Annotated in this window: 17 protein-coding genes; 12 read left to right on the forward strand and 5 right to left on the reverse strand. The window is 60.8% G+C overall.

The window, feature by feature from the left end:
* The first annotated feature begins 51 nt into the window (after nt 1-51).
* Together ON14_RS11825 and ON14_RS15520 are read left to right on the forward strand one after the other, a co-directional pair.
* Nucleotides 52-246, forward strand: a complete 195-nt coding sequence (locus ON14_RS11825) for a helix-turn-helix domain-containing protein (protein ID WP_010205365.1) — start codon at nt 52-54, stop codon at nt 244-246.
* Nucleotides 247-384: 138 nt separating this feature from the next.
* Nucleotides 385-483: a 30S ribosomal protein bS22 gene (locus ON14_RS15520; protein WP_003792170.1), complete on the forward strand. Its 99-nt coding sequence runs from the start codon at nt 385-387 to the stop codon at nt 481-483.
* Nucleotides 484-569: 86 nt separating this feature from the next.
* Here ON14_RS15520 and ON14_RS11830 read toward each other — a convergent pair whose 3' ends face one another.
* Nucleotides 570-1,334, reverse strand: a complete 765-nt coding sequence (locus ON14_RS11830) for an HAD family hydrolase (protein WP_010205381.1) — start codon at nt 1,332-1,334, stop codon at nt 570-572.
* Nucleotides 1,335-1,352: 18 nt separating this feature from the next.
* On the opposite strand from ON14_RS11830, the gene ON14_RS11835 reads away from it, so the two are divergent.
* Both ON14_RS11835 and ON14_RS11840 read left to right on the forward strand, forming a co-directional pair.
* Complete coding sequence (locus ON14_RS11835; RefSeq protein ID WP_026037706.1) at nt 1,353-1,616, forward strand: glutaredoxin family protein; 264 nt, start codon at nt 1,353-1,355, stop codon at nt 1,614-1,616.
* On the forward strand, nt 1,613-1,912 hold the full coding sequence (locus ON14_RS11840; protein WP_010205383.1) for a Dabb family protein: 300 nt from the start codon (nt 1,613-1,615) through the stop codon (nt 1,910-1,912). The genes ON14_RS11835 and ON14_RS11840 overlap by 4 nt, the downstream gene beginning before the upstream one ends.
* A 64-nt stretch (nt 1,913-1,976) precedes the next feature.
* On the opposite strand, the gene ON14_RS11845 is transcribed toward ON14_RS11840, so the two are convergent.
* Together ON14_RS11845 and aspS are read right to left on the reverse strand one after the other, a co-directional pair.
* Nucleotides 1,977-2,267, reverse strand: a complete 291-nt coding sequence (locus ON14_RS11845) for a hypothetical protein (RefSeq protein WP_010205384.1) — start codon at nt 2,265-2,267, stop codon at nt 1,977-1,979.
* Nucleotides 2,268-2,352: 85 nt separating this feature from the next.
* The gene (gene aspS, locus ON14_RS11850) at nt 2,353-3,681 is read right to left on the reverse strand and encodes an aspartate--tRNA(Asn) ligase (RefSeq protein WP_026037707.1); all 1,329 of its coding nucleotides are present in this window, start codon (nt 3,679-3,681) and stop codon (nt 2,353-2,355) included.
* Nucleotides 3,682-3,748: 67 nt separating this feature from the next.
* Between aspS and ON14_RS11855 the strand changes: the two genes are divergently transcribed.
* The 5 genes from ON14_RS11855 to ccsB are packed head-to-tail and all read left to right on the forward strand — an operon-like array spanning nt 3,749 to nt 8,342.
* On the forward strand, nt 3,749-4,384 hold the full coding sequence (locus tag ON14_RS11855; RefSeq protein ID WP_026037708.1) for a histidine phosphatase family protein: 636 nt from the start codon (nt 3,749-3,751) through the stop codon (nt 4,382-4,384).
* Entirely contained in the window at nt 4,381-4,971 is a 591-nt protein-coding gene (locus tag ON14_RS11860; RefSeq protein WP_010205387.1) for a TlpA family protein disulfide reductase, read from the forward strand. Before ON14_RS11855 ends, ON14_RS11860 begins: the two co-directional genes overlap by 4 nt.
* Nucleotides 4,971-5,714 (forward strand): cytochrome c biogenesis protein CcdA, encoded by a 744-nt coding sequence (locus ON14_RS11865; RefSeq protein WP_010205388.1) that lies wholly within the window; start codon nt 4,971-4,973, stop codon nt 5,712-5,714. Before ON14_RS11860 ends, ON14_RS11865 begins: the two co-directional genes overlap by 1 nt.
* Before the next feature lie 40 nt (nt 5,715-5,754).
* Nucleotides 5,755-7,323: a cytochrome c biogenesis protein ResB gene (resB, locus tag ON14_RS11870; protein ID WP_010205389.1), complete on the forward strand. Its 1,569-nt coding sequence runs from the start codon at nt 5,755-5,757 to the stop codon at nt 7,321-7,323.
* A complete protein-coding gene (gene ccsB / locus ON14_RS11875; RefSeq protein WP_010205390.1) occupies nt 7,320-8,342 on the forward strand; it encodes a c-type cytochrome biogenesis protein CcsB in 1,023 nt (340 codons plus the stop codon). The genes resB and ccsB overlap by 4 nt, the downstream gene beginning before the upstream one ends.
* A gap of 45 nt (nt 8,343-8,387) precedes the next feature.
* On the opposite strand, the gene ON14_RS11880 is transcribed toward ccsB, so the two are convergent.
* On the reverse strand, nt 8,388-9,017 hold the full coding sequence (locus ON14_RS11880; RefSeq protein ID WP_010205393.1) for a hypothetical protein: 630 nt from the start codon (nt 9,015-9,017) through the stop codon (nt 8,388-8,390).
* A gap of 54 nt (nt 9,018-9,071) precedes the next feature.
* Nucleotides 9,072-10,061 carry an o-succinylbenzoate synthase gene (locus ON14_RS11885; RefSeq protein ID WP_026037709.1) on the reverse strand — a complete coding sequence of 330 codons (990 nt, stop codon included), beginning with the start codon at nt 10,059-10,061 and terminating at the stop codon, nt 9,072-9,074.
* A 42-nt stretch (nt 10,062-10,103) separates the two neighbouring features.
* Between ON14_RS11885 and ON14_RS11890 the strand changes: the two genes are divergently transcribed.
* The 3 genes from ON14_RS11890 to ON14_RS11900 all read left to right on the forward strand — a co-directional run bounded on the left by ON14_RS11890 (nt 10,104) and on the right by ON14_RS11900 (nt 12,735).
* The gene (locus ON14_RS11890; RefSeq protein WP_010205395.1) at nt 10,104-10,538 is read left to right on the forward strand and encodes a hypothetical protein; all 435 of its coding nucleotides are present in this window, start codon (nt 10,104-10,106) and stop codon (nt 10,536-10,538) included.
* 85 nt (nt 10,539-10,623) lie between these two features.
* Nucleotides 10,624-11,607 carry a 1,4-dihydroxy-2-naphthoyl-CoA synthase gene (locus ON14_RS11895; RefSeq protein ID WP_010205396.1) on the forward strand — a complete coding sequence of 328 codons (984 nt, stop codon included), beginning with the start codon at nt 10,624-10,626 and terminating at the stop codon, nt 11,605-11,607.
* A gap of 18 nt (nt 11,608-11,625) precedes the next feature.
* Complete coding sequence (locus ON14_RS11900) at nt 11,626-12,735, forward strand: AMP-binding protein (protein WP_010205397.1); 1,110 nt, start codon at nt 11,626-11,628, stop codon at nt 12,733-12,735.
* The last annotated feature ends 5 nt before the right edge of the window (nt 12,736-12,740 follow it).

Here is a 12,740-nt window from a genome sequence, read left to right on the forward strand (position 1 = left end):
ACACACTGAATGTGTTTTGCAGCCGTCTGTGAGCTAAAAGGGGCTAGACCAATGTCACGGGATCTTTCTGAGATGCGCTTTCTCACCGTCGCTGAAGTAGCGGACATGATGCGTGTCTCGAACATGACCGTGTACCGCCTTGTTCACTCAGGAGAACTGCCCGCAGTTCGCTTTGGCCGGTCATTTCGCATTCCGGAATCGGCCGTGGCCAATGCGGTTGCACCCTCAATTTCTGAGGTTGGCTAACAGCTAACATTCAGTCTGGGTTCGATGCTTGTTCCTCGAATCTGCAAAACCCGCCCGGTGCGGTAAACTCTTCCGGTATGTCTTTCCGCGGTTCTGAATCGGACCGGGTCGGTTCGTTCAGAAATCAGTGAGGTCCCTATGGGTTCAGTCATCAAAAAGCGTCGTAAGCGTATGGCCAAGAAGAAGCACCGCAAGCTGCTTCGTAAGACGCGCCACCAGCGCCGCAACAAGAAGTAAGTAGTCCTAACGACTATTGACCGTCCTTAAGGGCGGTCTCAAAGCCGAACACCCGACCGTTCGAAAGAGCGATCGGGTGTTCGTCGTTAACGCCGGCTTTTGCGAACCGTTTTGGCTTCCCGCTTGACGCGTTTTCTTGCCTCTTTCAGGCCGGCGCGGTTGAGCGGCATGACCTGCCAACCCATTTTTTCGGCATGATGCGTGAGTTTGGCATCCGCATTCACCGCAACGCGGTGGCCCACTGCAGTCAGCAAGGGGATGTCGTTGCTGGAATCGGAGTACGCCCAGCACTCAGCGAGGTCGGCTCCGAGCCGCTCGGCGAGCTCTGTGGCGACGACAGCTTTCTCGTCTCCGTGAAGCACGTGACCGTCGAGTTCGCCCGTGAGAATGCCATCTTTGGCGTGAACGCGGGTTCCTAGCGCGCCAGTGAGTCCGAGTCGCGCGGCAATGACCTCCGCGACAAACTGTGGAGTTGCCGTAACGAGCCACACTTCATGACCCTTCGCGAGGTGCTCACGAGTGAGGTCGACAGTCTCAGGCCACAAGTTCGGCAAAATATCGCGTTCATAGATCTGTTCAGCCAATTCGAAGAGCGTGTGTTCCGAGTGCCCGCCGACTATGGCCAACGCACGTTCGCGCGCAGTGGCCATGTGCTTGTGATTCTCGCCAACCGAAATAAAACGGAATTGGTGCCACGCAAAGCGAGAAATGTCGCGCCACCCCACGATTCCTCGGCGCCAGGCCTCCTTGGCGAGGTAATAGACACTTGCGCCACGCATCAGAGTGTTGTCCACATCAAAGAAAGCCAGAACAGCGTTCTGACTGGTCAGGGGCGTCGTTACCTCGGGCATCGGCATTATTCTAGGGTCGTGGCCACTAAACGTCTTACTTTGATTTCGAAACCCGGTTGTCACCTGTGTGACGATGCTCGGGATGTGATCACTCGCGTCATCGCTGAACTCTCTCCTGAGCTCGTGATCGACGTTACCGAGAAGTCGATTCTCGATGACGAAGAACTTCACGCAAAGCACTGGGATGAGATTCCCGTAGTGCTCATCAACGACCGCGTTCACACCCTGTGGCGTGTCGACCCCGCGCGGCTGAGCGCCGCACTCTTGGAGGAATCCGAATGATCCGTCACGTCGTCATGTGGAAGCTCAACGCCGAAGACCCTGAGGGCCAGAAGGTCGCCGCCGAGGCGATGGCCGCAGCGCTTGAGCCGCTTGTTGGCCAGATCGATGGCCTAGAGCGGCTCACCGTGCGCCAAAACGTTGCTAACGCCGCGACGAACTGGCACGTCATCCTGGAGTCAGACCACACCTCAATTGAGGCTGTTGCGGCCTACGGCGTACATCCGTTGCACGTTGAGGCCGGAGCCGTGGTCAAAGCGAACACTCGCGAACGCGCAGCGGTCGACTTCGAGCTGTAGAGCCCACGAGCTGTAGCGGCCACAAACTGTAGCGCCGGCGAGCTGCAAGGCGCGCGCGGTGGCCCTACTTCTTTATGGCGATGGGGCCCGTGAGGTGATTCTTGATCGAGTCACGCTCAGCGGCCAGCGACGCGAGAGTTCCACTGTCTAGCCCGGGCTGCAGCATGTCGTCGAACGGATTGCCCTGTCCAGACTTGGCGTGCACAATCTCGGCATAGTTGGTTGCCGCCGCGGCAACCTGAGCGCTCGCTCGTTGCGCTTTCTTTAGCGAAACGGGCTTGGTGCCCACCACTTCCGCATGCTTATTGAGCGCCTTTTTCAGATCTTTGAGTGCGGCATCAATTTTCTTTGACATGTCGTCATCCTGCCTTAGTGGGCTATGCGCTGGCTATGGGTTCGGTGTGTCGAACTGTGAGGCCCTCGCGAGCCCCACATAAGGGCTACGGAGTGAGGCGGGTTGGTCCGCGGAACAGGTACGTGGCTTCACGCAGGTTCGGCAGGCCGAGCATCAGCATCAGCACGCGGCCAAGGCCCATGCCGAAGCCACCGTGCGACGGCACTCCGTAACGGAAGAAGTCGAGATAGAAGTCGAGCTCGGCTGGATCAATTCCCTTGTCGCGAATCTGCGCCTCCAACACGTCAACGCGGTGCTCGCGCTGAGCGCCAGTGGAGATCTCGACGCCGTTGTAGACGAGGTCGTAGCTGTTCGTGAGGCCCGCATCATCCGCGTGACGCATGTGGTAAAACGGACGGATGCTCGCGGCGTAGTCAGTCAAGAACACGAAGTCGTGGTCGAAAGTTTCTTTCACGTAGGCGGCGATCTGGCGCTCACCCTCCGGGTCCATGTCAGCATCGGCGCGCGGCACCGTGTAGCCGCGGTCGCTGACGATCTGCTTAGCCTCGGCAAGCGGGATGCGGGGGAACGGCGTGGTCGGAACGGTCAACTCAATGCCGAACAACTTCTCGATCTCTTCGCCGTGCTTGTCTTTGACAGCTTGGAAGCCAACGACCATGAGTTCTTCGTGCATCTTCATGACGTCTTCGTGGCTGTCGATCCAGCTGATCTCGTTGTCAACCATCGTGAACTCGGTGGCGTGACGTGACGTGAAGCTGGGGTCGGCACGGAAGCTGGGGGCAATCTCGAAGATCTTGCCGAAGCCGGCAGCCTGAGCCATCTGCTTGAAGAACTGCGGGCTCTGCGCGAGGTAGGCCTTGGTGTCGAAGTATTCAACCTCGAACAGTTCAGCCTTCGACTCGCTGGCACTCGCCATGAGCTTGGGGGTGTGAACCTCAATGAAGTCGTTCTCGACCCAGTAGGTGCGCCACGCGTGCTCAAGCGTGGTCTGGATGCGGAAAATGAGGCTGTTGCGCGGAACGCGAAGGTCAAGGAAGCGCCAGTCCATGCGCTTGTCGACGCTGGAGTCTTCAGCAATGGGAGTCTCGGCGATCGCTTCGCCGGCAAGCTCGAGCCCATCGAGCTTGATCTCAACGCCGCCGAGCTTGACGCGCTCATCGTGCTTCAACTCACCGGTTGCGGTGAGGAAGGTGCCCTGGGCAAGCCCAGAGATGATGTCGGCGAGAGCATCCTCAGCCGGTGTTCCGTCTTCGTTAAATGAGCGGGGGTGAACAAGCTGCACCGCACCCGACTCATCGCGCAGCACAACAAACTGCACCTTCTTTTGATCTCGGACCTTGTCGACCCAACCCGAAACGGAGGTTGCTCCATCGCTCGCGGCGGCCAAGTTCTTAATAAGGGTGCGTGTAGTCACAGCGCCGAGTTTACAAGGCATCCCGGCGGAGAAAGTGCGTCAAGGCACTCGACGTAGACTGAGAGGCGTGCCAGCAGACCTCATCCATCTTGTCCGCCATGGTGAAGTGCACAATCCAGACCGCATTCTTTATGGCCGACTGCCGGGTTATCACCTCAGTGAACTCGGCCACAGAATGGCAGACCTTGCCGCCGCAAGCCTTGCCGATCGGCCCCTCACCGCGCTCTACGCGAGCCCGCTGCAGCGCGCCCAAGAGTCAGCGCAACCCTGGGTCGATCGCTACAAGCTCCCCATCACGACCGAAGATCGCCTCGTAGAGCCCTACAACTGGTTTGAGGGCGGTCGTTTTCAATTTCCCCAAGTGCTGCGCAACCCGAGGGCTTGGCCGCAACTGATCAACCCGCTCAAGCCGAGCTGGGGCGAAGCCTACGTCAGCGTTGAAGCGCGGATGCTCGCCGCCGTCGATGCGGCGTGGTCTGCGGCTGAGGGTGGCGAAGTAGTGATGGTGAGCCACCAGATGCCGATCGTGATGGTCGCGCGTTCGGTCAAAAAGATGCGCCTCGCGCACGACCCCCGCAATCGTCGCTGCACCCTGTCGAGCATCACGACGTTGGCCCGCGAGGGTGACAGGTTCGTCGAGGTTGACTATCAGGAACCTGCGGGAGAATTGCTCGCAGCATCCATCGATCTAGGAGCAGTGTGAACCGCCGCCTCATCGCCGCCATTGTGGCGGTCTCTGCTCTTCTCACGGTTTCGTGCTCGAGCCCAAACGAGTCGTTGGCCGAGCAGTACGAGAACGGGTCCGAAGAGGGTTATATCTCGGGTGATGGTTCGACCGTCGAGATCCCCGCTTCTGAACGCGACGCACCCGTCAGCTACGAAGCCGTGCTCGATACCGGCGAACAAGTTTCAAGTAGTGACTTCGATGGTTCGGTGTACGTCGTGAACTTTTGGTACTCCAGTTGTCCGCCCTGCCGACTCGAAGCCCCCGATCTTGCCGAGTTGAGCGTTCAATTTGCTGACGTTCCGTTCCTGGGTGTGAATGTGTCTGACACCGCCGAGACGGCGCGAACCTTCGCCACCGCGTGGGGTGTGCCCTACGCGTCCGTCGTCGATGCGAAAACTGCAGGCGTTCAACTGGCGTTCGCCGGTTCCGTTCCCCCCAACGCGGTGCCAACCACCCTCGTGGTTGACCGCAATGGAAAAGTCGCCGCCCGTATTAGTGGCCTCATCCGTGATCCGAGCATCCTCGAAGCGATGATTGACTCTGTCGTCGCCGAGGGCCAGTAGTGTCGAGCCCGATCGGCGAGCTCGTTCTCGGTGGCAATCTTCTTGTTGTGATTCCGATCGCGTTGCTCGCGGGTCTCGTGTCTTTCGCGTCTCCGTGCGTGCTGCCTCTCGTGCCGGGCTACCTCGGCTACATCGGCGGCTTTACGAGCGCCGAAGAGAAGGGCAGCACCAAGCGGCTCGTTCTGGGCGTTGGCCTGTTCATTCTGGGCTTCACTATCGTCTTCGTCGCGTTCACCGTGCTGTTCGGCACTGCCGGCCTATTGTTGCGGCCGTGGCTTGATCTCATCACCCGAATCGCTGGCGCCCTCGTGATCGTCATGGGGCTTGTCTTTATCGGGCAAGTCACTTTTGCGCAGCGAACGATCCGACCGCAGTTCAAGGTTGCGACTGGTCTTGCTGGCGCACCGTTGCTGGGTATTGTGTTCGCGCTCGGCTGGACACCCTGCGTTGGCCCAACGCTCATTGCGGTTGGCAGCATGGTCTTGGATGGCGGCGACCCCGGGCGCGCAGCAATTGTCGGCATCGCCTACAGCCTCGGTCTCGGCATCCCGTTCCTGTTAGTGGCGCTTGGTTTGAACTGGGCAACCACGTCGGTCACCTGGATGCGTCGCCACATCCGCCTAATCAATCTGATTGGTGGCGGGCTACTCGTGCTGATCGGAGTACTCATGGTCACCGGCGTGTGGCGTGCAATCGTGACAAGTTTGGGGGCGGTGATCGGTGGCTTCGACACACTCCTCTGATCCAGTGACCGGTGGGGATGCTACGCGTCCCAGTGACCACATGGATGCTCCGGTTCCCCAGAGCAAAATTCAGCAGCCGCGGCTGGGCTTCGTGGGGTATGCGCGCTTCTTCTGGCGTCAGCTCACGAGCATGCGCACCGCGCTGTTCCTGCTGTTGCTGCTGGCTGTGGCAGCGATTCCCGGCTCCCTCGTGCCGCAGGTTAGTTCTGACCCCAACGGTGTTGTGGCGTACCACCGCAACTATCCCGACACCGCAGCGGTGCTCGATTTCTTCCAGGTCTTCACCACGTACACCTCGGTGTGGTTCTCGGCGATCTACCTGCTGCTGTTTATTTCGCTCATCGGTTGTGTCTTGCCCCGCACGAAGCATCACTTCGATGCGCTTCGTGCTCGCCCCCCGAAGACTCCGGCACGGCTTTCGCGCCTCGAAGGCTTCACGACTCGCACTACTGAGGCAGACGCTGCCACTGCGGTTGACGGCGCTCGACGCTTGCTGCGCTCGCAGCGTTACCGCACCGAGCTGTATGGCGATTCGGTCAGTGCTGAGCGTGGCTATTTGCGAGAAACCGGCAACCTCGTCTTCCACTCGGCTCTCGTGGGTGTTCTTTTGGCCGTCGGCCTCGGTGGTGGATTCGGCTACACCGGGCAGCGCGTCGTCGTTGAGGGGTATGCGTTCAGCAACTCGCTCGCCAGCTATGACTCGTTCAACCCTGGTCGGTTCTTTGCCGATACCGCGCTCGAGCCATTCACTATTGCGCTTGACTCGTTCGTGCCGGTGTATGAACAGTCGAACAAGGATGCCATTGGGCAGGCCATTGACTACACCGCGAATGTGACAACGACCATGCGTGGTGAGGCCTCACAGTCTGCTCGAGTGAAGGTCAATGAGCCGCTGAGCCTTGGCGGCACCAACGTTTACCTGTTGGGAAATGGCTATGCGCCGGTGCTCACGGTTCGAGACGCTGACGAAGCCGTCATCTGGTCGCAGCCAACAGCCTGTCTGCCTTTTGACTCCAACTTGGGCAGTACGTGCGTGATTAAGATTCCGGACGGCTTAGAGCAGCAGATTGGCATGCTCGGCTTTCTTTACCCCACCACTAATGCGCTCAGCACTGGCGCGTTGGTTTCGGTGTATCCCGACCTCATCGCTCCGACGCTCACGCTGGAGGTGTATGAGGGCGATCTCGGCCTCGACAACGGTCAAGGCACCAATGCCTACGCGCTCAACACAGACTCGCTTGAGCAGATCGCCGGTCGTACTTCTGAGGCCGACACCATTCGCTTAACTCCGGGGGATCGGGCAGAGCTGCCTAATGGTCTCGGCAGCGTCGAGTTGGCGAGCATCCCACGCTTCGTCTCGCTTGATGTGCACCATGATCCGTCGCAGGGCCCCGTGCTGCTGTTCGCGATTCTGGTGATTGCTGGCCTCGTGACAAGCCTGTTTGTGCCACGACGACGGATGTGGGTCGCAGCATCGACAGACAAGACAGGCACGACAACGATCGAGTACGCGGCGCTGGCACGTGGTGACGACCCGAACCTCGAAGCGGCAGTCGCCGAGTTCGCGGATAAACATTCCCAGCAACTGAGCGTTAGGGTGGATTCGTGACTGAGACCTTTGTGTCGTTTTCCTTAATCGCTGTCTATTCAGCGATGGCGATTTATACGTTGGCGTTCGTGATGTTCGCCGTCGATGTGGCGCGCCGTTCTGCCGAATCGAGTGATGCCTCCGCGGCTGCCGCGACCGGGCTGACTTCGGCTTCGACCAGCCGTGTTGGTGTGATGGCTGCCGCTGCGGGTTCGTCCGCTGTCGGCACAGCAACCAGCACGCTGACGAGCGACAATGCGCCGCGTTCGGGCGCAGAAGCTGCTCGCCCCGCCTCGCCCAAGTACTTGCGCCTCGCGATGGCGCTCACTGTGATCGCTTGGGTGCTGCACGTCGGCGCTGTGGTGTTCCGTGGCGTTGCCGCTAATCGGGTGCCGTGGGCCAACATGTTTGAGTTCACGCTCACCGCCACCGCGCTCATTGTCGGTGTGTTCCTGCTGGTTCAGTTCTGGCAAGACCTCCGCTTCTTGGGTTCGTTCATCACCGGTTTCTCGCTGATCGCCTTGGGCGTTGGCACATCAAGCTTTTATGTGGATGTTGTGCCGCTGCCGCCAGCGCTGCAATCAGCCTGGTTGGTCATCCATGTCTTCGTTGCCAGCTTGAGCACTGGCGTCTTCGCGCTAGCGGCTGGGCTCTCGATCGTGCAGCTCATGCAGTCGCGTCGTGAATCAGGCAAGGCCCTCAAGCTGCGCTTTCTCGACACTCTGCCTGCCGCAGATCGCCTCGAAACTTTGGCGTACCGCCTCACCGTCGTTGGCTTCGTCATGTGGACCTTCACTCTCATCGCTGGTGCAGTGTGGGCCGAGCGGGCTTGGGGTCGTTATTGGGGCTGGGACACCAAGGAGGTCTGGACTTTCATCATCTGGACCATCTATGCCGGTTACATTCACGCGCGGGCAACTCGTGGCTGGCGTGGCTCACGATCCGCCTGGTTAGCCATTGTTGGGTTCGCTGCGATCGTCTTCAACTTCACGATCGTCAACCTCTTCTTCAAGGGACTACACGCCTACTCAGGCCTGTAAGCACGCACGCTGGGTGCGGTCGATCGCCGCGGTCGTTCGCTGGATTTAGCCGGCCGGAGTCAGCTGAATCGGAACTCGCGGGCTGCTCTCGCCAGTAGCGAATTGCAGAACGGGCCCGTCGGCGGTGCACTCATACGGTGCTGAGTTGATGGGGGCGCTCGACATGAACGCGCCGAACAGGTCCGTGCCATCGATCGTGACCCCAGACACCGTGACCGAGACGGCAACGGCGCTCACATCATGCGACGTGGTGATCTCAGTGTCGTTGGCGGTGTAATCGCCGGTGACACCGCCCGTGATGCTGCCGACGCCATCCGCCCCAGCGACGGTCAAGAGAATCGAGAAATCGGGGGTGTAGGCGTAGGTGGACTCAGTAAACGTTAGTCCGGTGCCGCCATCGACCGTGATGTTGACGCCCTCACTTGAGGTGCTCACGGCTGAGTAAAACGCCTGCATCTGATCTTGAGCGATGTACCAGTCACCGATCAGACACTCTGGTCCTGTCTCGGGCTGTTCTGCCTCCGGCAGCGCTGCTTCTGCTTCCGCCTCAGCGACCGGTGTCTCGGTGGCGGGTTCCGGAGTGGAGCAGGCTGTCAGCGCGCCCAATCCCACCAGGCTCAGCGCCAGCAGGCGCACGGGCAAACGAGCGGGAACCCGACACGACACAACAGTCATTTTCACTCCTCGGCAAGCGGTCAACAGTGCCCAGCATAGTGAGCACACCGATCGCTACAGTGAGTAGTTTTTACCTAATTCGTGGCAGCGTTCGAGGCGAGAAAGCCACCACTGAGTGCGCTCCGGATTTGCCGCCCACCGGGTAAGGAGAGCCTCGTCAGCATCCACTCGCCGCACCTCGATGCGCCCACCGCGGGCCCGCAGGGGAGAAGCGGTGACATCGGCAGCGAGCAGCGACGCCGTCCCCAGCCCGCAGTCATAGTCGAGCGGGTCGATCGCCGCGGCCAAATGCGCACCCATTGCGAGCCCCACCGACGTCTCAAGGGCGCTGGAGACCACAACGGGCAGCTGTGCCTCGGCGACGATGCTCAAAGCCCGAGAGATGCCACCCAACGGTTGTGCCTTGATGACCAGCAAGTCTGCGGCGCCCGACCGAGCAACCGCCAGAGGATCTGCTGCCTTGCGTACACTCTCGTCGGCGGCAACCGGGATATCCATGTACGCGATTCGGCCCCGCAGTTCGCCCAACTCCTCCACCGAGGCGCAGAGCTGTTCCACATATTCGAGGTCGAACTCAGCGAGAGCATGAACGGCACGCTCTGCCTCATCGACCGTCCACGCGCCATTCGCATCAATGCGGATGCGACCGGCCGGCCCCATGACGCGACGCACCTCAGCAACGCGCGCAACATCATCCGCGAGCGTATCGCCTGGCTCGCCGACCTTGACCTTGGCGGTGCGGCAGCCATCGAAGCGCTCGAGCACGGCTTCGACAAACTCGGCGGCAACCGCCGGTACGGTCGCGTTCACGAAAACGTGGTCGCGCACCAGCGGGGGAGTCTCGGTGAAGGCATAGTCGATCGCGGCCATCAGCCACACGGTCGCCTCAGCATCGTCGTACTCGACGAAAGGAGAGAACTCGCTCCAGCCTTGAGGGCCGCGAAAGAGCAAAGCCTCACGCTGATCGATGCCCCGAAAACGGGATGTCATGGGAAGGGACACCACATGAGCGGTGTCGAGAATTTCGTTCACTGAAGGGAACATGTTCCTAGTCTGGCAAGTTCCACCGTCAGTTAGGGTTATTGCGTGACTAATCCGGGGGATATTGATCGTATTGCGACGAAAGTTGTGCCGTACTACGTGGTGGGAGTCGTCGACGACGATCCCGAAATCTCGGCAGACGACCCCAATTTTAACGATGACGGCCCTGACGACGCTGCCCCCGACGGCTACCTTGCTCGCCGACCGCGCCCAACCTGGCTCGGCTATATCGCGGCATTGCTGGGCTTCGCGACCCTTGTACTGCTCATCGTGGCGATGCTCGTTGCTACCGGGGGAAACTTTGGCGCCGGCACCGCACTCAGCTACGCGACGATCATTGTTTCGATCTCGGCCATCATCACCGCCGTCATCTGTCTGGTTCTCGGCTACCAGCGTCGGTGGGCGGCATTCGGGCTCGCGCTCGCCATCCTTGCCAACCCGATTGGCCTCGTGACAGTGTTTCGCTACTTTGGTGGCTAACTAACGCGTGTTCACCGCTGGCGAAAGCTGAGCATCCACGGTCCGGCATGCCGCCGCTGCGCAAGCCGGTAGCTAGGGTGGAGCCATGGCGCTGGTTTCAGAAATCTTTGACGAAAAATTGTGGCGATCAGTCGCCGGGTTCGATGACCTTACGGACATCACCTACCACCACGATGTGACGGGCACGATAGCGCGCATCGCCTTCGATCGCCCCGAAGTGCGCAACGCCTTTCGCCCGCACACCGTCGACGAGCTCTACCAAACCTTGGATGATGTTCGCCAGAATCCCCGCATCGGCGTCGTGCTGCTTACCGGCAACGGACCGAGCGAAAAAGATGGCGGCTGGGCGTTCTGCTCCGGCGGCGACCAGCGCATCCGCGGGCGTGCTGGCTACGAGTACGAAGGTCAAGAGGGTGCCACGAACCCCACAGCGGCCGGTGCCGCCGCTGCAGCCGGCGACGCGGCACTAACCGAGGCCGAAGCTGCCGCCGCCGCCGGGAAGCGTCGTGCCGCCGCCGGGCGCCTCCACATTCTCGAAGTACAGCGCCTTATCCGCTTCATGCCCAAGGTCGTAATCGCCGTCGTTCCCGGCTGGGCAGCGGGCGGCGGGCACTCCCTTCACGTGGTCTGTGATCTCACCATTGCCAGCGCCGAACATGCCAGATTCAAGCAGACGGATGTCGACGTCGGCTCGTTCGACGCCGGCTACGGCAGCGCCTATTTCGCCCGCCAAGTCGGCCAAAAGTTTGCCCGCGAAGTATTCTTCCTCGCTCGCGAGTACGACGCCCAACGCGCCCTCGACGCCGGAGCGATCAACGCCGCCGTGCCGCACGCCGAGCTCGAAGCGACCGCCTACGACTGGGCTCAGACGATCATGACCAAGTCGCCAACGGCCATCCGCATGGTGAAATTTGCGCTCAATGCTGTTGACGACGGGCTCGTCGGTCAGCAAGTATTTGCTGGGGAAGCAACCCGGCTTGCCTACGGCACTGATGAGGCCGTCGAAGGCCGCGACTCGTTCCTCGAGAAGCGCGCCCCCGACTGGTCACCATTTCCCTGGCAGTACTAACGCAACGGAGCATTAGCGATGACACGAGAACTCTGGTCAGTCGACGCACGAGACCCCCGCAAAGTGTGGGCGGCCATAGTGCCAGCACTCGACGGGTCAGGAGCCGCGATTCTGCCGCACCCTGCCTCCCCCTCAGGTCTGCCAGAGACCGTGCCAGCGGAAGTCGCCGTCGTCGTCGAAACGAGCGGATCGACCGGCCGACCCAAGCGCGTCATGCTGAGTGCTGCCGCGCTGAAGGCGAGTGCTGCGGCATCCGATGAGCTATTGGGCGGGCCAGGCCAATGGCTCTTGGCGGTTCCCGCGCACTATATTGCGGGCATCAACGTGTTGGCACGTTCGCACTTTGCGGGCACCGTTCCGGTGATGATGTCGCCCAAAGGATTCACTGCCGAGACTTTCGTGGCGGCCGCAACCGAACTCACCGCTGAGCGACGCTTCACCTCGCTCGTGCCCGTTCAATTAGCCCGACTTCTCGAATCTGAGGATGCCGTTGCGGTGCTCGCGACCTTCACGCGAATTCTGGTCGGTGGCCAATCGACCCCGCCGACACTCTTGGCGGCGGCCCGCGCTCGCGGAATCACCGTCTCGACAACCTATGGGTCGAGTGAGACCAGCGGCGGGTGCGTGTGGGATGGTCGGCCGCTGCCCACCGCCCAAATGCGACTCGTGGATGATCGAATCGAACTAGCCGGCCCCATGCTGGCTGTCGGTTACCTTGACGACCCCAGGCGCAGCGCATTCTCGTTCCGCGAACACGACGGCACCCGCTGGTATCGCACCGATGATGTCGGCGAGATTGTCGACGGAGTGCTTCGGGTGCGCGGCCGTGCCGATGACATGATCATCTCCGGCGGAGTCAAGGTTTCGCTGGCTGAAGTAGAGAACGCCGTTCGCGCGTTACCCGGCCAGAGTGCGGCGGTGGTTGTTGCCGCACCGCATCCTGAATGGGGTGAAGCAGCGGTAGTCATTACGACAGTCTCGATCGATGTTGATGCCGTTCGCCACTCAGTTTCGGCGCAACTGGGGGCTGCAGCAGCGCCCGCTCGCGTCATGCTGATCGATACGATTCCCCTGCTGACTACAGGAAAACCCGACCGCTTGGCGCTGGCGTCAGTAGTGCTTAAGTAGAATCC

It is taken from the genome of Salinibacterium sp. PAMC 21357, assembly GCF_000247645.1.
Taxonomy (GTDB): domain Bacteria; phylum Actinomycetota; class Actinomycetes; order Actinomycetales; family Microbacteriaceae; genus Rhodoglobus.